The organism is Bernardetia aquimarina (genome assembly GCF_042180575.1).
GTDB lineage: Bacteria > Bacteroidota > Bacteroidia > Cytophagales > Bernardetiaceae > Bernardetia.
In genome coordinates this window covers 2,457,272-2,480,500 of record NZ_CP170094.1, presented here as the reverse complement: position 1 = coordinate 2,480,500, position 23,229 = coordinate 2,457,272, and the positions used below count along the sequence as shown (strand labels likewise).

Here is a 23,229-nt window from a genome sequence, read left to right as displayed (position 1 = left end):
TTTTTATTTCATGTTTATCGAAATTTTTCAAAACTTATTTCCCTTTTTGCTGTTTAATAAACATACTTAATACCGTATATGAAACAGACATTTTTTAACTCTTTGTTCTATATTTTTCTCGGTATCAGTATTTTCTCTTCTACACTCTCTTTTGCACAACAAAATAGTAAGCAAGAAAAAAATACGCAAGACGTGCCTAATATTCCATATCAGGAGGCAGGGCGACTTTTTGTGGAAAATTATTCTCCGAAGCAGTATAATGCTGCTACTCAAAACTGGGCAATCGAACAAGACAAAAACGGTGTAATATACGTAGGAAATACAACACATTTACTTTCCTTTGATGGCAAAACGTGGGAACGCATCAAAATTGGAGGTACTGGTTTAGTGCGTTCATTGGGATATTCTTCTAGTACAGAAAAAATGTATATTGGTGGTGTTGGAGATGTGGGATATTCTTATATTGATTCTCTAGGAAAGACAAAATATGTATCCCTTCTTAATCAAGTCCACCAAAAATATAGAAATTTTGATGACGTTTGGAAGACAGTCGTTTTAGAAGAAGAAGTGTTTTTTCTTACAAAAGATTTTATCTTAAAATATACCCTAAATGGATTTGAAATTATTGAGCCAAGAGCAAATACATTTTTATCAGCTTTTGTAGTAAATGAAAGGCTGTATGTTCAAGAATCTAAATTAGGAATTTTTGAGTATCAAAATGATTTTCTAAATAGTATAGAAAATACCCATTTTCTCTATCAAAGTCTTATTGTAGGAATGGTAAATTATTCTGCAAATAAAGCATTAATAGCAACACAAAAAGGAGAATTTTATATATACAATACAATCAAAAAGACAATTACTAATTTTGATGTTGAGCAAAAATATTTTTTTCAAAAAAATCAAATTCATCATCTTGTAAATCTTCAAAATGGACAAATTGCCATAGGCACAGCAAAAGAGGGTATTGTATTGATTAATGAAAATGGAAAATGGAAGAATCATATTTCTGAACTCAAAGGCTTACAAGATAATGTCATTTGGAATCTTCATACAGATAAAAATGGCGACTTATGGGCTGCTCTTAGTCAAGGTATTTCTCATATTCAAACTTCGTGGTCTTATACTTATTTTGGAGAACAAAGTAGAATAAACAAAGTACATAAAGTAATTCGTTTTGATGATATTTTATATGCAGCTACCGAACAGGGATTAGCTTATTACAATCCAAAATTACAGATTTGGGAAAAAGAAAATGATATTTTAGGACAAGTTTGGGATTTGAAAATCTATCAATACAAGTCTAAAAACTCAGTTTTACTTATTGCAGGACAAGCAGGTGTTTTTGTATTGAATCCTCTTAAAAGAAAAATAGAAAAAATAAGCGATATAGAATCAAAGCATTTTTTAATTGATGAAAATAATCCTCAAAAAGTCTATATTTCTACTTCAGAGGGACTTAAAATAATTAGAGGAGCGTATAAATTACTAGATACATCCTTAGAAGAACCTTTAATAAGAACTGTACAATTCAAAAAAAGCCAACTTTGGGCAGAAACAGAATATAAAGGAGTTATCAAAATTGATATTCAAACAGACGAAACAGACAATGAAAAAAAATATCAAACTACTTCTTATGATTCTCTTAATGTTATTCCAAGTGCAAAAATAAATCAATTAATAGTAAGTAATGAGCAACTTTTCGCAGCTACTTCAAGAGGAGTTTATTATTTAGATACTCTCAAAGATGAGTTTGTTTCGGCTGTTTTATTGGATAATACACAAAAAAACACCAATTTTTCAGCAAATGATGTTGTTAATGCTGATGTTTCTCTCATTGAAAAATTTGTTCACTATTCATTGGAGAAAGATACTATTGTTAAGGTTTATTGGATAGTAAAAGACAAACATCTTTTATATTATAAAAATGAAGAGTTCATCGAAAATGCAACTCTTAATCTTCCTTCTGCTGAGTTTTATTCTATTTATGAAGATACAAAATATACTTTTGAAGAAAATAATATTGAAAAACCTATTTTTAGTTGGATAGCAACTTCCGAAGGTTTGTATAGATATGACAATACACAAACAAAAAAAATACAACAAGATTCATTACAGATTTTTTTACGTCATATCCGAATTGGGGATTCTTTAGTTTCTTTTTTTGAAAAACATATACTTCCTACTGGTTTTAATAGTTTTTCTGTTCAGATGGCAAGTCCAGCTTTTGGGAAAAATGAAAAGTTAGTGTATAGATATCGTCTGCTTCCATCTGCTACAAGTTGGTCACCTTGGAATTCAAAAGATAAAATAGAATTTGCTATTCTTCCTTCTGGAGAATATACGTTAGAAATTCAAGCCAAAAATGAAGAACAACAACTGAGTAATGCTTTTTTACTAGATTTTGAAGTAGAAACGGCTTGGTATCAACGTTGGTGGGCTTATCTACTTTATGTTGGGCTTGTATTTTTACTGGCTGTGGTTTTTACTTATCTACACGAAAAAAACCTAAAGAATAAAAACAAAGAGCTAAATGCACTTGTAGCAGAACGTACACAAGAAATTAGTCAGAAAACAGAAGAGTTAGAGGCACAACAAACAGAACTATTAAATCAAAGTCAAGAAGTATATAATCAGAAAGAAGAATTAGCTTCTCAAGCCGAATATCTCAAAAAAGCCAATCAAAAAGTAACTAAACAAAAACGAGCCTTAGAAAATTCTAATAAACGCCTAAAAAAACTAAGTGATATTACACAAGAAATTACTTCTATTCTTGATACAGAAGAACTTGTTTCGATTGTATTTCAACGTGTAATTGGTTTAATGCCAGCAGAAGGTTTTGGAATTGGTCTCTTAAATGAAAATAAAAATACGATTGAATTTAATGATTTTATAGAAAAAGGAGTTACACTTGAACCTCATGAAGATGCTCTGAAAGAAACAAACCGTCCCTCTGTTGAATGTTTGACAACAGGAAAAACAATAGTTGTAAATAATATAGCCAAAGTTTGGAAAGAAAAATTTGACGAAGAAAACATAAATATAGAAACTGGAGACTTGCCTTATGCTTTGATTTATGTACCTCTAATTGCAGAAGGAAATAAGTTTGGTGTTATGACAGTTCAGACATTTTATGAAATGAACTATTCAGAACAGGATGTTTTGCTTTTGCAATCTATTGGTTCGGCGACAGCTATTGCACTTTCAAATATTAAGGCATATAATTTAATAGAACAAAAAAATAGAGAAGTAACTGATTCTATCCGTTATGCTCAAACAATTCAAGATTCAATTTTACCTACCGAAACAGAGATAAAACGTTCGATAGGCGACCATTATGTAATCTATCAACCTAAAGATATTGTAAGTGGAGATTTTTACTGGATTGGTTATAATGAAGGTTATCAATATGCTGCTGTCGTAGATTGTACAGGACATGGTGTTCCGGGGGCATTTATGTCAATGGTAGGAAGTTCACTTTTGAGAGAAATTCTGTATGAAAAAGAAATCACATCGCCAGCTAATATGCTAGAATATTTAGATGATAGTATTCGTCTTTCTCTACGACAAACAGGAAAAGATGGAAGTAATACAGATGGAATGGATATGATTTTGATTCGTTATTTATATAGAGAAGATGGAAAAATAGAACTTGATTTTGCTGGTGCAAAACGCCCACTTATTTATAAAGAAGCAGAAGAAAAAATTATACAACTACGTGGTACTTCTCGTTCCATTGGAGGAGTTCAGCGCAAGAAAAAGCCTTTTAAAGAACATCATCTTACTCTTTCACCTCGTACTATGTTATTTCTTACTTCTGACGGACTAATAGACCAACCTAATCAAGACCGTAAAAAATATGGTACAAAACGATTCTTAGAAAAAATTTCTGAATGGGGACATTTACCAATTTCCATGCAAAAAATGTCTTTGTTGGAAGACTTAGAAAATTTTAGAAATAAAGAAGAGCAACGAGATGATATTACAATAATGGCAATTAATTTATAGAAATAAACAAACACTTATTAAGCTCATATTATTATCCCTTTGCAACATCTTTTAATTGTATTTTCTAATTCTTATTTCATTTACTTCTGACTTCTAAAATCTGACTTATAACTTTGTTATTCTCCCACCATCACAAAAGTACCCCAATAATATGGCTCATTATATTTCTCTTTGAGGTTTAGTTGAGCCATTTTGAAGGCTTCTCGTTTTGATTTTTTTATATGTTATAATGAACAAAATAAAACCTTTGATATGAAAAGGCTGTTGAATAATTGTCTATACTTTGTTAAAAATTAGCTCTTAATATAGTTTGAAATTAGGAACACAAAAATTTACTATCTAATTTTGTATTGTCAAAAGTATTTACGAACTTTGCAACTCACTCATTTACAGATAGATAGGGTTTTGATAAATTAAAACTAAATTTTAGATAATTATGCAAAACAAATTCTATTTACAACTGATTGACAACCAAGAAAATAAATCATAATTTTAAAATAAAACTCGTTAAAACCAAATGGTCGAAACAACAAAAGCCACTCGTTATAAAGTAAAAGACATCACTCTTGCAGAATGGGGTCGTCGTGAAATGCAATTAGCAGAAGCAGAAATGCCAGGTCTTATGGCTCTTCGTGAAGAATATGGAGATTCTCAGCCACTTAAAGGCGCACGCATTGCAGGTTGTCTTCACATGACAATCCAAACTGCTGTCTTGATCGAAACGCTTACTGCGCTTGGTGCAGAGGTTACGTGGTCTTCTTGTAATATTTTCTCTACGCAAGACCAAGCTGCTGCTGCTATTGCTGCAACAGGAGTTCCTGTATTTGCTTGGAAAGGAATGAACGATGAAGAATTTGACTGGTGTATCGAACAAACTCTTTTCTTTGGAGAAGGCGAAGACCGTAAGCCATTAAACATGATTCTTGATGATGGAGGAGACCTTACAAATATGGTTTTAGACCGTTATCCTGAATTAGTAGCTGGTATTGGTGGTATTTCAGAAGAAACTACAACTGGTGTTCACCGTTTATATGAGCGTATGCGTAAAGGAACTTTGCCATTGCCTTGTATTAACGTAAATGATTCAGTTACAAAATCTAAATTTGATAACAAATATGGTTGTCGTGAGTCTTGTGTAGATGCGATTCGTCGTGCTACTGACGTAATGATGGCTGGTAAAGTAGCTGTTGTAGGTGGTTATGGCGATGTAGGAAAAGGCTCTGCTGCTTCTCTTCGTGGTGCTGGTGCAAGAGTTATCGTAACAGAAGTTGATCCAATTTGTGCGCTTCAAGCTGCAATGGATGGTTTTGAAGTGAAGAAAATGATTGATGCTGTTAAAGAAGCTGATATTATTGTTACTGCAACAGGTAATAAAGATATCTTGACAGGCGACCATTTCTTAAACATGAAAGATAAAGCTATCGTTTGTAATATTGGACACTTCGACAACGAAATCGATATGGCATGGTTGAACGGAACTTATGGAAAATCTAAAGTAGAAATCAAACCTCAAGTAGATTTATATACATTAGAAAACAATCAACAAGTTCTTGTTTTGGCAGAAGGACGTTTGGTAAACTTAGGTTGTGCAACAGGACACCCTTCTTTCGTAATGTCTAGTTCTTTCACAAACCAAGTATTGGCTCAATTAGAACTTTATACAAACCGTGATAACTACAAAAACGAAGTTTATACACTTCCTATGCACTTAGACGAAAAAGTTGCTCGTTTGCACCTTTCTAAATTAGGAATTGAATTAGAAGAACTTTCTCAAGAACAAGCTGAATATATCGGCGTAACTCCAGAAGGTCCTTATAAGCCAGTATATTACCGTTATTAAGAAATAATGATTAGTTATTAACTCTTTAATGATTAATCAAATATTTAATATACAAAAACCACTAACATTGATTTGTTAGTGGTTTTTTGTTTGAGTATAATTTTATTTTTTCCTTAATCACAAACAATTAAAGGTTTTATACGTAGATACAGGAGAATACAGGCAAAAGTCTATTTAAAAATTTAAGTAGATTGTACTAAGTTGTATTTTTAAATAATCGTTATTATAATCAAAAAAATAATAAAACACATTCATGAAAGTTCAATTTAACACAGACAACACTATTGACGGAGATGCAAGAACTCAAGATTTTTTTTCTGACTTAATATCAAAAAAACTAGATAGATATGATGAGCATATTACTAGAGTAGAGGTTCATATTTCTGATGAAAATGGAAAAAAAGAAGGTCCTAGTGATATAAAATGTGTCCTAGAAGCAAGATTTGAAGGCAGACAACCAATTACTGTTTCGGCTCAAGAAGTTACAATCGAAAAAGCTGTTTCGGCTGCTATTGATAAAGCAAAAGCTGCTTTAGATAGTTTCTTAGGGAAACTACAAAATCGTTAAGAAGTAAAGTTACCTATAATTGAATATTGAAAGGCTTGGTCTATGACTAAGCCTTTTTAGTTGGCAAATTCCAAACCTTTATATTTCAAATAGTTGTAGATTAAATTTTTTTTTCTAAAACTGTTTGGGTTTCAATCCTTTACTGGCAAGTTCTGCAATTTGAGTAATTCGCTTCTGTCTTGTATCTTGTCTTTTGGCAGATATAACCCAATACAACATTGTTTTCCTAACCGATTTACTTAAACTCATAAAAAAGTCCATTGCATTTTCATTTGATTGTAATGCTGCTTCTAAGTCTTTTGGAATAAGTAGTGCTTCAACACTATCTAAAATTTCCCAACTACCATTTTGTTTTGCAATTTTTATACAGTCCAAACCTGTTTGCATCATCAATCCTTTGGCTATAAGCTGCTCAACTTTTTCCTTATTGACTTTAGACCAAGTGCTTTTTGGTTTTCGTTTAGAAAAATATTGAATATACCTTTCTTCATCCAACGTTTTTTTGACGCTATCAATCCAACCAAAACACAGAGCCTCATCTACAGCATCGCTCCAAGTCAACGTTGGTTTTCCTGTCTTCTTTTTATAAAAAATAAGCCAAACAGCATCTTTTTGAATATGATTTGTAACTAACCATTCTCTCCATTGCTGTTTGCTTTGTGGATAATATGTTTCTATTTCTTTCATTGAATTACGCTATAAAGAAAATACCCCTCAAAAGCCTTTTGATTTGTAGTTGTGTTAAGATAGCAGTTAGTCGTGAAACTCTTTTTGTATCAAGGAACAATTATCCAAAAGTGATGTAAATGAACAGTTGCCCCACTCTTACGACGATGGACAGACTGTAAAATATTTTCTCTTGTAGGATATTTTAGTTTTAGATTTTCAGTAGTATTTTCTATCAAAAAACTTTTATTTACTAAATCTTCAAAATCAATTTTATGATGTATGATTATTTCTTTTGAGGAGTATTTCAAATATAAACTTTCTTTATTCCAATTAGAATCCTTTATCCACCCATTAATTTTTTCTAACCAATGTTTATAATCTCCTTCTTTTATATAGGCTAAAATAGCATTGTGAGCTAATAAATTCTCATTTGTGTCTATTCCATGAAATTCATCTTTAAACCTTTCTATTGCTGCTCCATTTCCTTTATCTCTATATACATATTCATGAATGTCTCTAGGTTGTTTTTTTGTTCCTTCTGGAGTAGGTAAAACTTTTGCTTCTATTGTAAAAAGTAAATCATCTGTATCTAAATCATAAATGCCAATATCAATTTTATGATTACCTTTTTGATAAATTTCTGGCAAAAAGCTAAAATTATGTTCTCCTTTTGCCATAAAAATAGCATAAGCAGTAGAATGTTGTGTTTCACCCTTTTTACTAACAGTAATTTTACTAAGAGTTGAAGAGATTGTAAAATCCTCCAACCTATCTTCTATAAGTTGAATAATTTCTTTTATAGGTTCATAACCTTCTAATTGATTGAAGTCTTCTATCATCAGAATCCAGATTTTTTTAGGTCTTGAAAAGTATAACCTGCATCTTTAATAGCAATCGAAGGCAACCAATAACGAATATTACTAGGCTTAATTAGAAAAACAGAATCATATCCATTTATATGTTCGTATAGTCTTATTGACCTTATAAAAACAGCACCTCTATTTGTTTGAGCATCAGAAATAAGGTTTTTTAATATTTTTTCATCGATATCAGAAATAGGTAAATCTATATTTTCTCCAAATCCTAATTGATAAATAATAAATCCTTGTGGAAAAATATCATCTTCATTAGTAGTTTGATGAAGCCCTTTTATTTGCCAAGATTTTTCATTTTTTGCATATCTATCATTAAGTATTTTACAAAATGTATTTCCAAAATTTCCTAAAATTACTTTATCTTCTTTTTTAGTAATTCTTAGTTTTTTTTCTAATGGTTCATATCCATCATCTCCAATTTTAATAGATTTACCTAAATGGATATAATGATTCAATACATCATCTCTCAATATTTTTTCAATTTCAGACAATTCTAAATATTCTTCTTCCTCAAATGGTGGAAAAGGTAGTTTTTCTAAATCTTTTTTATTTATGGAAGTTTCTTGACTAACTAAAGCTTTAGAACTTATTAAGAGTATATACATTGCATAAGTCAAAGAATTTTTAATTATTCTATTACTAATTTTTTGTAAAGTCATATAATCTTCAGATGGTGCATGTAATCCAACTAAACTTTTACGAAAAACTAAATACTGTTCGGAATAACTTTCTAAAATGGCTGAATTAATACCACTTTTAGTTATTTTCTGCCCAAAAAATAGTAATGGAGTTGTAAATAAAACTTCTTTTTTTCTTAAATAAAAGAAAGTTGCATCTTCTTTTCTTTTTGAGTATATAACCTTTCTATTCTTTATACTTATTACTCTATCTTGATTGGTTATATATTCAGCTTTTTTACCATTTTTCTCATTTCCTACTTCATATCCAACTTCAAATATCCATTCAGGATTCTTTTCTTTTTTTTTATCAATAAAGTCATTCAAAGTTTCAAAAACACTTAATCTCTGCACAAGATGAAATAACCTTCCACCTCCTAAAAGATTACATTTCCAAATAAACGGATAAGTATATGCCCAATTCCATTTTACAATATGTCTATCATATTCGTCTATCTCAAAATGCTTTTTTTTCTCTGTAGAAAAGAGATATTTCACTACAATATGTTCTATATCCTTTTTTTGAGATATTTTATTATTCAAAATAATGGTACAAACATTTGGTTCAGATTTACTATTTGATGTAGCTTTCCCATCTTTATTTTTTATACGTACTTCTTTAGGCTTAGAAAACAGAATTCTACGTAAATGTGTAAAATCAAATATTTTCTCTACATTCGTTTTTTCTAATAATGCTTTACGATATTTTTGAGAAGTACCTTGAGGACTATACAAAAGTAGTGTAGTAGGAATAATTAAACATAATTTACTATCTATATTTAATAAATAACGACTAAACTCTAAAAAATAAAACGCAAAATTATCAGGAACTTGACTTAAATAGTCAAAATCAGTTAGTTGTTCCTTGTATGGATTTATTTCTTTAGATATATAATTTTTAAATTGTTCGTGTTTTGATTTATCGTGATTAAAAGGAGGATTACCAATAATTAAATCAAACTTCTTATCTGTATTAGTAGTCCATTCAAAAAAGTTTTTTTCTGTAATATTTTCTTCTTTTAAATTTTTGAAATGAAACTCATCCCATAGCAATTTTGGGTCTATTTTATCCAAAAAAGCAATTGTAAGACTAAATATTGTAATTTGTATAGCCGTTTTATTTATATCTACACCATAAATATTATCTTCCAATATCTGCTTGAATACTTCTGCAAATTTTTCAGATTTATAATTTTTATTTTGACTTTCTTCAAAATTATTAATCAACCACCATTCTAATAACCTCTTGTAAGCAGCCACAAGAAAAACGCCTGAACCACAACTTGGGTCAAGAATTTTATAATCTATCTTGCCATTTTTTATATAAGACTTTTCATTTTCTAACCAATCCAAATTTAAAGGCATAGCCTCATCAATCATGAAATTGACTAAAAATGGAGGTGTATAAACTACTCCTTTGTCTTTTTCTTTACTCTGTTCTGTGATTTCTGATTGAAGAAAATTTTCATAAATAGCACTAATCGTTTCGACAGGCAAAAAGTCAAAAGAATACATACGCCAAATTGAAAATTGCCCATTTTCTGGAGATACTCTACCTTCCACAAAATTAGCAATAAGGGTTAAATCTGTATTTTCTATAAAATCTATTTCATTAGAATCAAGAATATCAAATATTTTTCCGTTATAAGTAGAAGCTAATTTTTTCAAAAAACGAATACAGAATTTTCCGTTTCTATCTTTTGTTAAAATTTCTTGATAACTTTCTACTTCAAATTCCTCATAAATTTTCTTGAGTGCAAATTGATTATTTTTATCCTTCTTTTCTTCTAAAAACATTATCAAAATACTCAAAAGAAGCAATCTATCTAAAGCCAGTCTATTTTCTGAATTGCTATGAAAATTTTGTAATTCTGTTCTTGTATCTTCAAGATGTTTTAGAAATTGATAAAAAGGTGTTTGTTTTTCGTCTAAATTCCATGTAGCTCCTTCTTGTTCCCAAAATAAACCTTTTGCAAAAATATGAGCAGAAAACTGTTCTTTATTTAGTTTGTCAATACTTTGACTCGCTAATTCTAAAGAAGATAAATCGACTTCATTTCCTTTATTATTTGCAGGAGAACGAGCATTGAATATATGTATCTGATTTTGTTCTATCAATAAATAGATTTCTATCTCATTTGCACTCCAAATTTTGGAATGTAAAACTTGATGTTCTTTACTATTTACAAAATCTCTATTCGTGATGCCAAAAATATAAACAGCAGGTTGAGAATTAGATGGGTTTTCTGAATTAATATCTTCATAAAATCTTCTAAAAAGCACTCCATAAGGTGTGATTCCTTCTTGTTTGTCAATTAATAGTTTCTTAAACTTTTCTTGAATGTGTAGTTTTTCAGCAGGGTGCTGAGAAGTGTTCTCATAGTTAGCTAAGGTTACTAATCCTGTTTCTTCAGAAAAATGTAACTTATTCAAATCTTCTAAAAATGAGATAGTAGCAGACATAATAAATTTTGGAATAGTATTGCTCTAATAATTAGCAATAATATAAAAAAACTTGCAAAGTTACTAATAATTATGACAAATAACTCAAAATAATTTCTTTTTTTCTTATAAGTGGATTTATCGAAAAAAACCTTTCAATTTATTTTGAAAGGCTTTTTGATGGTAATACAATTTCTAAAACTCCAAAATAAACCCAATCGTAGGCAAAACACTTGGTTCACTATCCTCTAAAATAAAAGGAACTGCATTTGAGCCGTCGTTATTTATAGGCTGTCCGTCGGTGGTTTGAAAGCCAGAATTATCATCTGTTCTTGCAAAGGTATAGCGAGGAAACTGTGGCGAACCCTGTAAAAGAGCATTTTGAATATCAATGTATAAATCTAAGGTAATTTTTTTGAAATTAATCTTTTTGTCTAAACGAAAATCTAGCTGACTAAAATTTCCTAAACGTTCAGAATTTAGACGAGAATTATCCAAAACTCCATTTCCAGTTGTCAAGTAATTTCTTTGAGAAGCCAACAAATCAAAAGGCGTATAAGGCGAACCTGCTGCAAAACGATAACGCAAACCCATTTCCCAACCTTTGCCGAATTTTCTACCCAAAATACCTGAAATCAAATGTCCATTATCCCACGCAGAAGAAATAAGTTCGCCGTCTGTTCCTGCAAACTCACTTCTAACAAACGTATAAGAAAAGACTGCAAAGATTTTACTGATTAGTTTTTGTTGGAATAAAAACTCAAATCCGTAGGCTCTTCCTTCTCCTGTGCTTGTTACGGCTTCGTTTCCGATTGCTCCAAAACCTCCTCCTTGATTAGCAAGAGAAATTCCATCACGCACTGAAACAGGGTAGTTCGCATAGTTTTTATAAAAACCTTCTACTGTAAAACGTGTACTTGCTCGTGGCAAAAACTCTGTTCCCAAAACATAGTGCGTAGAAGAAATATATTTGTTTGACTTATTGACAAACTCGCCATTTTCATTCTGAAAGCCCAAAACAGTATAAATTGGAATTTTGAAATAACGACCAACAGAACCATTAATTGACCATTCATCATTGAGATAATAAGAAGCCGAAAGACGTGGCGATAATGTTTCCAAAGGATTATTTCCAGTATCCATAAATGTATTCATATCTGTACGAACACCAAAAGACAAACCTAATTTGTTATTCAAAACCGTTTTTGAAACCTGCCCGAAAGCTCCATATCTAAAGAAATCAATCGCAGAATTATAATTGATTTGAACTTCTGGCTGAATGATATTTCCTGTCGAATCACGTATTTCTTTTCTTAGTCTATTAAAAATATCATTATTAAACTTTACATATTGACCAACAATTCCATAAGCGTATTTCCAACCCTTTTTTGATTTATTTACATCAATACGCAACTTGTTTTCAATTTCCTGTGATTCTAAAAGTAGCGTTCTAAACTCTTCATTTTCTTGTCTGTCTTCAAATTGGTCTAAACAATTATCAAACATATTTCTACTCAAAGCGACATTTACATAACCATCTTTTACTAATCTTTTCAAAGCAAAACCAGTCGTATAATTCCATTGATTAATACTCGGACTAGAACGCAAAATATACTCACTTTCAGGCGTAGATTCTTCAGGAGCTTCAAAACTAAAATCATCAATCGCACCTACTCCAATGGCTGTAAGCGTAGTCTTTTCATTGAATTTGTGAGTTACTTTATATTGAAAATCCCAATAATTCGGACGAATAGGCAAATCAATCAGCGCAAATAAAAACTGTAAATACGAACGACGAGCAGACAAAAGCATCGTCGTTTTTTTACCTAAAGGAGCTTCAAAAGTAGCTGCGAGTTCAGTTCCCGAAAGACGAATATTTCCTTGCAAGCGTTCCGAATTTCCTTCTTTTTGTTTGAATGTAAAAACAGAAGCGAGTGCATTATCATAACGAGCATCAAAAGCAGATGTATTAAGCGTTACATCTTCAATAAAAGAAACATTCAAAATTCCTGTTGGACCTCCTGCGCTTCCCTGCGTTGCAAAGTGATTGATAACTGGAATTTCGATCCCATCTAAATAATACACATTTTCGTTGGGCGCACCACCACGAATAATAATATCATTCCTAAAACCTCCTCCTCCACTTGTACTTCCCACTCCTGGAAGAGCCTGTACAACACGAGAAATATCAAAATTTCCCCCTGGATTACTTTTTATTTCTTCTGTCGTTAATCTTTGTGTAGAAAGTGGACTTTCAACCGTTGTGGGAGATGCAGAAGTTGCTTTTCGTGCTACAATTTCAACTCCTTCCAAATTAGAAGAAGACTCTGCAAGTTCAAAATTCACATTATTTGCATTTCCTGTTCCTACTACGATATTGAATTTTTTGAGTGGTGCAAAACCAACATAAGAAGCCTCCAAATTATAACTCCCAACAGGAATTTCTAGCTTATAATTTCCCTCCAAATCTGTAACTACACCAATAATTGGGTCGCTTTCCAAAACAATCACTGAAACGCCAATGAGTGGTTCTTGAGTGTCTTTATCTCTAACTGTTCCTTGAACAATTCCTTTTTTTGTGTTTTTTGTTTTATCCTTTTTAGTTGGGTCTTCTTCTTCCACTATTTTCTTAGGATTTTCTGTTGGATTGTCTTGTGCAAAAGTGGAAGTTGAGATAAATAAACTAAAACAGAAGGAAAAAAATAAGTGGTAAAACTTTGAAGTAGTCATTTACGATAATATTTGAGGTAAATAATTTAAGTATGTTTTCGTATTAAATAAATTATAGATACTGTTTTTTCTTGTTTAATGTAGCTTTAACAGAAATTATTTGAGAATGTTTTGACTAAATCGTACTTTTTAACTAAATTTATTTAAAAACTATTTTTAATTTAGTACGTTATAGAACTAAATATCTACAAACCACTCAATTACAGTCAAAAAGAAATCTTTTGACCTACAAAATATCTCTCTAGCCGTTGTTGGTGTCCCCACCAACGACATTTATATCAAAAAAATGAATTACGATATTTTACATGAGCTTATACATAAAGCGCAAGAATACGAAACACAAACAGGTCAGAAATTAGAAAAAGACGATTTAGCTATTTTCTCAAAATGGCTCTACGTACAGACACACAGTTGTGTGTCTCAAGTATCTAAAAATGAAGCCTCACAAGACTGTATTTCTAAAGAAGAAATAAAACTAGAGCCAACAGGCGAAACCTTGGATAGTATCATCGGAAAGTTTATTGGTTTTATGTATCGTTTTGCAAAATTTTACACCAAAAAAGCCTTAGAAGATAGCCCTCTGACTACACTAGATGATTTTACCTATTTGGGAAGTATTATGCTTAAAGAAGGCAGCACCAAAACCGAAATCATTGATTATCATATTCATGAAAAAACAACAGGAATAGAAATCTTGAAACGTCTCAAAAAGAATCATTTTATCACAGAAAAAAAATCACTTACAGATGGTCGTAGTAAGTCTTTATTTATTACAGAAGCTGGAAGAGGAATCTTTTTTGCTCACGTAGGCAGCATGCAAAAGATAGGAGAACTTATTGTGGGAGATTTACAGGAAAGCGAAAAACGACAACTTATTTCACTTTTAAATCGTCTGAATGATTTTCATCAGCCTATTTATCATGAAAATAAAAAAGAAAATATTGAGCAACTTTTGAGTTTTCGAAAACAATAATTCACATGCAAAGAACATTAACAGAAGAGGAGGAGAAAAATATAATATCTGCTTACAGTACTCCATTTAGCCCAAGAGTTTGGGCTGCTAGAAATGGACATCGTATTTTATGTGGAGATATGAGAAGATATATATTCAAAGATAAAATATTTGAAAAATGGATTCATGAGGTGTATAAGATTCTACATACAGAAGATTTGAGTGAAGTGCGTAAAGAAATACTAACTCAACCAGAAATTGATATTATTGAAGAAGAAGACTCCTTTTAGTGATGAAAAGACTACCTACTATTTTCCTATTCACAGTTTTCTGTATTGGCTTTGCTGCTAAATGGCTTTTTACAAATCTTGATGTAGAATATTCTGTTTGGCTTTTGAAACCTACAACAATTTGGGTAGAACAAATTACAGGACTTGATTTTGATTTTATACAAAATGAAGGTTATGTCTGTTCTCAAATTTTGCCCATTACAATTATTGATAAAAGCTGTTCGGGTCTTAATTTTTGGCTGATGGCTTTTTTGTTGGGAGCTTTTGCTTTGAGGAAAAAAGTAACTGATTTTTGGCGATTTTTCTATTTTTTTATTATTGCTTTTGGTTTGGCTTGGATTGTTACAATTATTGCAAATACTGGACGGATTGTTATTTCAATTAAATTCTTACCTCTTCTTTCTCCTTATATAGAATATTCTCAAAGTCATCTTTTACTAGGGATTTTTATTTATGTTACGATGCTGATTTTGTATTATTTGGTTCTTAGGAAATGGGACATGGGAATTGGTAAATACAAATAAATTTTTGGAAGCCTTTTTGAGAACTTTGACAGTCCTTTCAGAAGGCTGTCAATAACTATAGTTGAAACATATAAACTAAGTTTTTACTTTCTAAACGATAACTTCTGTTTCAATTTCTTCCAAAAGTTATAATAACCTACAAAAAAAACGGCTCTTCCTTCCAAAAAATAATCATTTCCTTTTTTAGTTATGATTTCGTGGTCGCTAAAAAATTGATTTCTCTTTTCATTTTTAGCTGCATAGGACGGCTTCCAAGAATCAGTAATTGATGTAGGAATATCAAATTTATTTTGACGAATAAGATAATTACTCAATTCTATTTCTTCAGATTTGAGATGATTATCGATAAAATTTCTTACAAAATCATAGATGTTTTTTGAAACAGGTTTGTCTAATTTTGGATAGGTTTCATAAAAAGTAGGTGAAATACGTTCAATCGCCTTTGGATTGTAGGTTTGGAAAATGAATAAAAATTTATCCAAAAACCAAAAATACCCTAGCTTTTTTTCAAAAATAATAAATTTCCTTTTTTTGCAAAATTCTTGATATGCTCATCAGCTTTATCGTTTTTAAAAACGACACTTACAAAAATAACTTCTAATGGTTTCCGATGAAAAGGAGTTGAAATTTTTGTAGCATAAAATGCCTGAACTGCCATTACTTCTCCATCGATTTTGTGCATATAAAAAACTGGGTTGTACCTATTTATATGAAAATGATGAAGATAATCATCAAGAAAAGCTGGGTTTGCTTTTTGTGCTAAATATGTAATTTCTTTAATCTCTTTCTCTGAAAGCTCTGTTCCTTTTTTTGTGATGATTTCTGTCATTTTTATTTTTTTGTAAGTAATTGAATAAAATTATGGGAATACTGAAATTTGTACAGTCAAAGGCAAGCCTTTAACCTACAAATACTATTTTTTTATTTCCAAAAGGAACTTCTTTGCGCCTTTCTGTGGTTTGGTTTGCATATCTGAATTATATCAAAATTAATTCAGTTTTCTTCCACTATAAATTTATAAAAACAATGACATATCGGGATAATCTTTTTTCATTATCTAGGTAAGCCGTCTTGTTTCTATACTTCTCTACTTCAAATCAATATTTTTTTGAGTACAAGTAATTAGAAATGAGCCAACTAGATTGTATTCTACATTACCTTTCTAATTACATTCATCGCTATTGTTTGCAAAAACAGCCGTTTTTGTACCTCCTTCGTATTGTCTTTTTGTTAGTAAAAATTAGTCTAAAAAACTATTTATCATGGCTTTATCAAAACTCAAACTCAAAAAAATTAGAGAAGAACAAATCATTCAAGATTATCAAAAAACACTCAAAGAAAATAAAAATACTCACGTAAAATCACTAAGAAAAGTAGCCAGAAAATATACACAAACTGTTACTTTTCCTGTTTACACCAATGAAAAAGCACAAAAATTAGTTGCTTTGATGAATACAGGTAGTCATAAAAAAGAATTTACTGAAATAATTACGCTCATTGCTCAAAAAGGAAAAACAGAAACACTTTTACAAGAAGATTATGTATTGGAAGCCTTGTCTTGTGTGGCAAAAGAACACTCTTTTTTTGTTCGAACTATTGAAGACTGGAAACCAAAAGGGCGTAGTGCTGAAAAGTTATTTGCTAGTTTGGTACATCATCTTTTTGCAAAATATCCTGTTCCAAATTGTATGACTTCGCTTTGGTTTGATAATGAAAATAAAGTAGCTAGAAATTGGTTTATCGATGTAGCACAAGGAAAAAATGTTTCTAAACTCAACCATTTTCCTGTTCCGATTACCAAAAAAGAAGCGCATTATTTTACAAAAGCACCATCTAAACTGACTTTTATTGAGTCTATTCGTTACGGACAAGCAGTAACAGCAGGTGCAACAATAAGTTTTGTGAAAAATCTTATCAAGACAGATTTAGGAAAATATCTGTATCCAAATGAAGAATTTTGGAAAGAAGTAATTGCTTTTTTGGTTAGAAACAACCCTACTGCTACGTTTTATCAATTAGAAATTGTGGTGGAATATATTTGGAATCAAAAATTTGCTCGTCTTTGGGGACAAAATGACAAAGGGCAAGTAGTTCAGAAAAAACCATTAGAACCCAACTTTAATTTGAAAGGTAAAACATGGGATTCTCTTTGGAAAAGAGCATTCGAATGGTTTCAAATCGTTGGTATTATTCGTAAAAATCCACAAGAATGGGGACATTTGATGATGGAAAACAATCATATCAAAGCCAAAACAGGACAATGTTTTGTTTTTGATCAACTTCTGACCAAACAAGAACTCTTTGAAGAAGGCAAAAAAATGAATCATTGTGTAGGCTCATATTCTGAAGATTGTCAAAAAAGCAAATCAGCTATTTTTTCTATGCAAAATGTTCTTTCAAGAGGAAAATCTTTAGTAACGATAGAAGTAAATCCTAAAAGACGAGAAGTTGTCCAAGCCTATCGTCGTTTCAATGATTGCCCTTCTGATTTTGAAAAAGAGATTATAAGAGAGTGGGCAAAACAAAATGATTTGAAAGCCTAATTCTTATTAAAATATATAAATTTTAATCAATAAAAAAGCATTTCATTCAAAAATAAATGAAATGCTTTTACTTCTTACTTCTAAAATCAGACTTCTTACTTTATTTATTATTCTCCTCTTTTATTAAAAAAACGAAGACGAATAATTTCACGTTCATTCAGAAGTCTCCAGTTTCCACGTCCTAGTGTTTCTTTGGTAAGTCCTGCATAAACAGTTCGGTCAAGTCTAACAACCTCGTAGCCCAAATGAGCAAACATACGTCTTACAATTCTATTTTTTCCGATATGAAGTTCTATTCCAACAGAAAGACCATCAGGGTCTAAAATAGCTGCTCCATCTGCTTTTGCCAATCCGTCTTCAAGTTCCAAACCTGCTTTTAATTGTTCTATTTCTTCTTCCGAAAAAGGCTTGTCTAAAGTAACTCTATATATTTTTTGTACTTCATAAGAAGGATGTGAGAGTTTTTTGGCAACTTCTCCATCGTTTGTAAAAAGTAAAAGTCCTGTTGTATTTCTGTCTAATCTTCCAACTGGATAAATGCGTTCGGTAGTTGCTTTTTTGACCAAGTCCATTACTGTTTTACGTCCTTTTGGGTCGCTTGTCGTGGTAATAAAATCTTTTGGTTTGTTTAAAAGAACATAAACAGGCTTTTCTTTACGAAGAACTTTTCCTTTATACTTTACTTCGTCGGTTGGTCTGACCTTAAAGCCTAATTCTTTTACTACTTTTCCATTTACGCTAATTTCTCCTTTTGCAATCAGATTATCAGCTTCTCTGCGTGAACAAACACCCGAATTAGAAATATAACGATTCAATCGCCACGTTTCATTCGCACTAGAAGAAGACGATTGAGAGTTTGAACTGGTTCTTTCTGAATTTGTATTCTTTGCAGAAACACGAGCAGGACGTTCGAATTTTTTATCAGCTTTTTTGAAAACCGTTTTTCCTCCTCTTCTTTCAAATTTCTCTTCAGAATCTTTATTAAACTCTCTTTTTGGCTGTTCTGTTCTCTCTGGTTTTTCTGTTCTTGTTCTAGAATTTGTTCTTTTGTCAGAGTCAGTCGTTTTATTTTCTTGTTTTTTCTTGTCTTGTCTTTCGCTTTCTTTTTTTAGCTTTTCGTCTAGTTTCTTTTTCTCAAAATGAGGATTGGGTTTGCTTTTAGCTTTCTCAAAACGGTTGCTTTTTAGATTTCCTTTTTCGCTTGATTTGAGTTTGGGTTTGAAAGCTGACTTTTGATTTGGAGTCGACTTTTTATCGTTATTTTTCATTGAATCTATATTCAGTTTGTGAATAAAATTACGAGCGCATCTCGCAATTAATAGTGTTAAGTGATTAGTTTTTAGTGATTAAATTCTAAAATAACTACATCTACAAAATCGTAGTTTTACTAATAGTTAAAAACTAATCATTATCATCTTTTTCTTGATTTTTTTTGTCTTGAATAGCTTGAGTTCCTCGTTGGAATTTGAATAGAGAAAACTCATCACCTTCTTCACCTTCTAAATTTGATTGTAGTCTAGCTTGTTTTTGTGCTGTTTCTACATCTTCGGCTGACAAATCTTCTGGCATTGGCAAATCATCCAAAGAATTAATCCCAAAATAGTGCATAAACTTATCAGATGTTCCGTACAAAATAGGACGACCAGGAGTTTTGTCTTTTCCTTTAATTACTAGAAGTTCTTTTTCTAATAATTTTTGAACTGCATAATCGCAACTTACTCCACGTATGGCTTCTAATTTTGATTTTGTAATAGGTTGTTTGTAGGCAATGAGAGCAAGCGTTTCGATGGCAGATTTGGAAAGTTTGCGTTTTGCTCGTTGTGTGAGTAACAAACTTACACTGCTCTGAAATTCAGATTTAGTTAAAAATTGAAACCCTCCTGCAATAGCTTTTATTTCAATCGCAAAATCAGCTTGTTCGTAGCGTTTTTGTAAGACTTCGATAGCATCTTCTATGTCTTGTTTTGGAACTTCTGTACCAAAAAGTTCCTCCAAAACTCGCTGAATTTCTTTTACAGAAATAGGAGAAGGCGAACAAAAGATAAGTGATTCTATGTGATTGAGTAAATATTGCACGATAAATTTCAAATGTGTTGCTTATGTCCCCATAAGCGATTTATAGACTAATTAAGTAAGCAAAGGTACGACTTTTTAAACAATTTTCTGAAATGTATAGGAATAGAATTTTATTTATTTTATCGAAAACAAGAATTCTTTTGAATATCAAATTGTTTTCCGTTTGTGCGTTGTTTTTGTTTTTTTTATTCTTGAAAAAACACAAAGGTGTTTTACTTTTCATTTGGAACGGTTATTGAAACTAGACAAAATAGTAACACGTAAATAAAATCCTATCTTAGTACTTCGGTACGCTTTTAGCAAACCTTATATTAGGTTTATTAAAATCAAATCAAGTACCCAAAAATCTTAATAATTTATATAATGAGAAAGACTTTTATAATTTTCATTGCTTTATTTTTTGCAACTTTTGCAGCAAATTCTCTTTATGCTCAAGATACACAAGCACGTACACTTTTAGATGCAATGAGCAATAAGTACAAAAAATACAATTCGTTCAGAGCTACTTTTACATCGACTCTAGCAAGTGCTTCTGAAAATATAAATGAATCACTTACAGGTACAATTACTGTAAAAGGAAACAAATATCACCTCAAAACGCAAGGTCAAGAGATTTATAACGACCACAAAACAGTTTGGACATTTTTAGATGATGCTAACGAAGTAACCATTACAAGTTATGATGAAGCTGACGGTCTAAACCCAACTGATATTTTTGATATTTATAAAAAAGACTATAAATATGTAGTTGTGGAAGAAGTAAAAATTGGTGGGAGAGTTCACAAAGTGATTGACTTAGTTCCTGAAGATAAAAACTTACAATTCTTTAAAGTTCGTCTGACGATTGATAAAGAAAATTATAGCCTTGCAAGTTGGAATATTTTTGAAAAAAATGGACGTGTTCATTCTTACAAAATTGCTAATTTCCAGCCGAATGTTTCTGTAACTGATACCGATTTTCAGTTTAATAAAACCAAACATCCAAATGTAGAAGAAGTAGATTTGAGATAATAGTTTATTTCAAATCCAACTAATAAAAATAGATTTTCCCTATTTGCTTTTACTGAAAGTGAATAGGGATTTTTTTTGGTAAATAATATTGAAGAAAAAAACATTTTTTTTCTATCCAACTAAACCTTCATTTTTCCTTTGTATCTAACCTTATGAAAACAAACTAATCAAACATTTTGATTAGTCATTTAATCTTAATTTCACCAATTATAACGTACTCAGAATTATGAAAACTCAAAAAAAACTAATGAGCAAAATTGCTCTCTTATCTTTACTTTTCTTTTTTGTTGGAATGACAACAACATTTGCACAAAAACGAGGAAAACGTGATAACAATGCTACACCAACTGAAAAAGCAGAGAAAAAAGCTCAAAAATGGAAAACAGAGTTTACTTTAAATGATACACAGACTGCACAACTTAAAACTGCTCTTATAACAAGAATCACAGCAACTGATGCTATAAAAAATGAAGGCAAAAGTCCAGAAAAAAGAGCAAAACGCAAAGCAATCATGACAGAATTTGATGCACAAGTGAAAAGTATCTTTACTTCCTCTCAATATGTAGCCTATGAAAAAATGAAAGAAGAGAAAAAATCTAAAATGAAGGAAAATAGAGGAAAAGGCAAGCGAGGACAAGGACAAAGTTCAGATGATGAAGATAATGATTTTTAGTAAAATCATTTAGAAGTCATAAAAAAAGTCAGACAGTATGTTTAATATTGTCTGACTTTTTTTTGTTTTTTTTAAATTAATCCCAAAATTTCTTCCAAATATTTTGAGAAGTTTCTAAGAATTTTTCTGTTGCTTTTAATTGTTCAGTACCACTTTTAGTAATATCAGACAAAAGAGGAACAGAGCGAAGCATTTCACTTCCTTTTACAGTTTCATCAATCGCTTTTGCCCATTGCATCATAGTAGAATCTTCTTCTTTTGTATTAGGAACAAGATTATTCATGTGTTTTGAGGCTTCCTTCTTAACGGATGTTTTTATCTCAACAGTTGTATCTATTTTTGGTTTTTTGTCTTCCTTTTTTGCTGTTTTGTCTTCTTGAGCAAGTATTTCAGTTTCGACAATTTGATGAGGATTCTGATTAACAAACTCTTCTTTTGTATAAGAAGATTCTGCTTTTTTAGTATTATTTTTAGAGGTTTCTTGTTCTTTCAAAAAAGCATCTAAATCTGCAAGGGTGCTATTTTTTGCCATAGTAGTATAAAATAAATAGGTTTTGGATTGTTTTACTAATTGTTGATTTAGTGTAAATGCTTGATTGTGTGTTAGTTATAAAAAAAGGTGTTTCTAATTTCTAACCTTATTTATTGAGTAAAGATACAATATTTTTTGCAATTTCTTGATATTCTTCAATAGGACTTAATGTAGAAAAATCTGCCATTTTATTTTTGGTTACTACAAAAGTTGGAATAATAGTCGCTTCTAGGCTAGAAAGGGCATTTTCGACGGTACTTGGATTTGTTCTGTTATGAATTCTGTTTGGAAGAATAGCTATTTTGAGTTTTTTATTTATTTCCAAAGCTGGTTTCAAATCTTGTAATGTTTGATAGGCTACCAACAAATCATTTTGAGAAAGACTTGTCGGAACAATTACTAAATCAGACTCTAAACATAGTTTTCGAATTCCTTCATCTGTTGTCTTGCCTGCACTATCTATCAAAATATAATCATATTTTTTACCTTTTTTAAATTTTTTGAGTTCGTCGATAATTGTTTCGTCTGTTGAGCCTAATATTGGAAAAGGAGCATCTTTTTCAGCTACTTTCTTTTTGAAAAGTTCCATTTTTCGAAGCGTTGTGAGTGTGTAATTGGTATCTGTTTCGATAAGCAAAACACGTTTCTTTTGACTGGCAAGTGTTGTGGCAAGGTGTGTAATATTGGTGGTTTTGCCTGTTCCACCTTTTCGGCTGATGAAAGAAATTATCATAATCTAAAATAAAGAAGTGAAAATATATTTTTGGAAGAATTAAAAGCAAAAATAACAATTAGTTGATAAATAACTTACTCTGACTT

The 23,229-nt window shown here is 30.9% G+C and carries 19 protein-coding genes; 9 read left to right on the top strand and 10 right to left on the bottom strand.

Going from position 1 to position 23,229, the window contains the following annotated elements:
- The first annotated feature begins 78 nt into the window (after nt 1–78).
- The 3 genes from ACE193_RS10505 to ACE193_RS10495 all read left to right on the top strand — a co-directional run bounded on the left by ACE193_RS10505 (nt 79) and on the right by ACE193_RS10495 (nt 6,416).
- On the top strand, nt 79–4,008 hold the full coding sequence (locus tag ACE193_RS10505) for a SpoIIE family protein phosphatase (protein ID WP_375562926.1): 3,930 nt from the start codon (nt 79–81) through the stop codon (nt 4,006–4,008).
- A 517-nt stretch (nt 4,009–4,525) separates the two neighbouring features.
- Nucleotides 4,526–5,848 (top strand): adenosylhomocysteinase, encoded by a 1,323-nt coding sequence (ahcY, locus tag ACE193_RS10500; protein ID WP_375562925.1) that lies wholly within the window; start codon nt 4,526–4,528, stop codon nt 5,846–5,848.
- Between the two features lie 253 nt (nt 5,849–6,101).
- Complete coding sequence (locus tag ACE193_RS10495) at nt 6,102–6,416, top strand: HPF/RaiA family ribosome-associated protein (RefSeq protein WP_375562924.1); 315 nt, start codon at nt 6,102–6,104, stop codon at nt 6,414–6,416.
- A 114-nt stretch (nt 6,417–6,530) separates the two neighbouring features.
- On the opposite strand, the gene ACE193_RS10490 is transcribed toward ACE193_RS10495, so the two are convergent.
- The 4 genes from ACE193_RS10490 to ACE193_RS10475 all read right to left on the bottom strand — a co-directional run bounded on the left by ACE193_RS10490 (nt 6,531) and on the right by ACE193_RS10475 (nt 13,809).
- On the bottom strand, nt 6,531–7,103 hold the full coding sequence (locus ACE193_RS10490; protein ID WP_375562923.1) for a YdeI family protein: 573 nt from the start codon (nt 7,101–7,103) through the stop codon (nt 6,531–6,533).
- An 89-nt stretch (nt 7,104–7,192) separates the two neighbouring features.
- A complete protein-coding gene (locus ACE193_RS10485; protein ID WP_375562922.1) occupies nt 7,193–7,924 on the bottom strand; it encodes a hypothetical protein in 732 nt (243 codons plus the stop codon).
- Nucleotides 7,924–11,100, bottom strand: a complete 3,177-nt coding sequence (locus ACE193_RS10480; protein ID WP_375562921.1) for a class I SAM-dependent DNA methyltransferase — start codon at nt 11,098–11,100, stop codon at nt 7,924–7,926. The genes ACE193_RS10485 and ACE193_RS10480 overlap by 1 nt, the downstream gene beginning before the upstream one ends.
- A 174-nt stretch (nt 11,101–11,274) precedes the next feature.
- Nucleotides 11,275–13,809, bottom strand: a complete 2,535-nt coding sequence (locus ACE193_RS10475; RefSeq protein ID WP_375562920.1) for a TonB-dependent receptor domain-containing protein — start codon at nt 13,807–13,809, stop codon at nt 11,275–11,277.
- A 286-nt stretch (nt 13,810–14,095) separates the two neighbouring features.
- Here ACE193_RS10475 and ACE193_RS10470 point away from each other — a divergent pair, with 286 nt between their 5' ends.
- From ACE193_RS10470 to xrtK, 3 genes are read left to right on the top strand one after another with little or no spacing between them, the layout of a single operon-like run.
- Nucleotides 14,096–14,782, top strand: a complete 687-nt coding sequence (locus ACE193_RS10470) for a MarR family winged helix-turn-helix transcriptional regulator (RefSeq protein WP_375562919.1) — start codon at nt 14,096–14,098, stop codon at nt 14,780–14,782.
- Nucleotides 14,783–14,787: 5 nt separating this feature from the next.
- Nucleotides 14,788–15,051, top strand: a complete 264-nt coding sequence (locus ACE193_RS10465) for a hypothetical protein (RefSeq protein ID WP_375562918.1) — start codon at nt 14,788–14,790, stop codon at nt 15,049–15,051.
- A 2-nt stretch (nt 15,052–15,053) separates the two neighbouring features.
- On the top strand, nt 15,054–15,575 hold the full coding sequence (gene xrtK, locus ACE193_RS10460; RefSeq protein ID WP_375562917.1) for an exosortase K: 522 nt from the start codon (nt 15,054–15,056) through the stop codon (nt 15,573–15,575).
- Between the two features lie 83 nt (nt 15,576–15,658).
- Here the strand turns inward: xrtK and ACE193_RS10455 are convergent, their stop codons facing one another.
- Together ACE193_RS10455 and ACE193_RS10450 are read right to left on the bottom strand one after the other, a co-directional pair.
- Nucleotides 15,659–16,057 (bottom strand): hypothetical protein, encoded by a 399-nt coding sequence (locus ACE193_RS10455; protein WP_375562916.1) that lies wholly within the window; start codon nt 16,055–16,057, stop codon nt 15,659–15,661.
- A gap of 14 nt (nt 16,058–16,071) precedes the next feature.
- Nucleotides 16,072–16,404 carry a hypothetical protein gene (locus ACE193_RS10450; RefSeq protein ID WP_375562915.1) on the bottom strand — a complete coding sequence of 111 codons (333 nt, stop codon included), beginning with the start codon at nt 16,402–16,404 and terminating at the stop codon, nt 16,072–16,074.
- Between the two features lie 433 nt (nt 16,405–16,837).
- Between ACE193_RS10450 and ACE193_RS10445 the strand changes: the two genes are divergently transcribed.
- Nucleotides 16,838–18,118: a PcfJ domain-containing protein gene (locus ACE193_RS10445; protein WP_375562914.1), complete on the top strand. Its 1,281-nt coding sequence runs from the start codon at nt 16,838–16,840 to the stop codon at nt 18,116–18,118.
- A gap of 107 nt (nt 18,119–18,225) precedes the next feature.
- On the opposite strand, the gene ACE193_RS10440 is transcribed toward ACE193_RS10445, so the two are convergent.
- Together ACE193_RS10440 and scpB are read right to left on the bottom strand one after the other, a co-directional pair.
- A complete protein-coding gene (locus ACE193_RS10440; protein WP_375562913.1) occupies nt 18,226–19,386 on the bottom strand; it encodes a pseudouridine synthase in 1,161 nt (386 codons plus the stop codon).
- Nucleotides 19,387–19,519: 133 nt separating this feature from the next.
- On the bottom strand, nt 19,520–20,194 hold the full coding sequence (scpB, locus tag ACE193_RS10435; RefSeq protein WP_375562912.1) for an SMC-Scp complex subunit ScpB: 675 nt from the start codon (nt 20,192–20,194) through the stop codon (nt 19,520–19,522).
- 363 nt (nt 20,195–20,557) lie between these two features.
- Here scpB and ACE193_RS10430 point away from each other — a divergent pair, with 363 nt between their 5' ends.
- Together ACE193_RS10430 and ACE193_RS10425 are read left to right on the top strand one after the other, a co-directional pair.
- Nucleotides 20,558–21,205 carry an outer membrane lipoprotein carrier protein LolA gene (locus ACE193_RS10430; RefSeq protein WP_375562911.1) on the top strand — a complete coding sequence of 216 codons (648 nt, stop codon included), beginning with the start codon at nt 20,558–20,560 and terminating at the stop codon, nt 21,203–21,205.
- Nucleotides 21,206–21,431: 226 nt separating this feature from the next.
- On the top strand, nt 21,432–21,878 hold the full coding sequence (locus tag ACE193_RS10425; protein WP_375562910.1) for a hypothetical protein: 447 nt from the start codon (nt 21,432–21,434) through the stop codon (nt 21,876–21,878).
- Between the two features lie 76 nt (nt 21,879–21,954).
- Here the strand turns inward: ACE193_RS10425 and ACE193_RS10420 are convergent, their stop codons facing one another.
- The gene (locus ACE193_RS10420; protein ID WP_375562909.1) at nt 21,955–22,410 is read right to left on the bottom strand and encodes a hypothetical protein; all 456 of its coding nucleotides are present in this window, start codon (nt 22,408–22,410) and stop codon (nt 21,955–21,957) included.
- A gap of 106 nt (nt 22,411–22,516) precedes the next feature.
- On the bottom strand, nt 22,517–23,143 hold the full coding sequence (locus tag ACE193_RS10415) for an AAA family ATPase (RefSeq protein WP_375562908.1): 627 nt from the start codon (nt 23,141–23,143) through the stop codon (nt 22,517–22,519).
- Between the last annotated feature and the right edge of the window lie 86 nt (nt 23,144–23,229).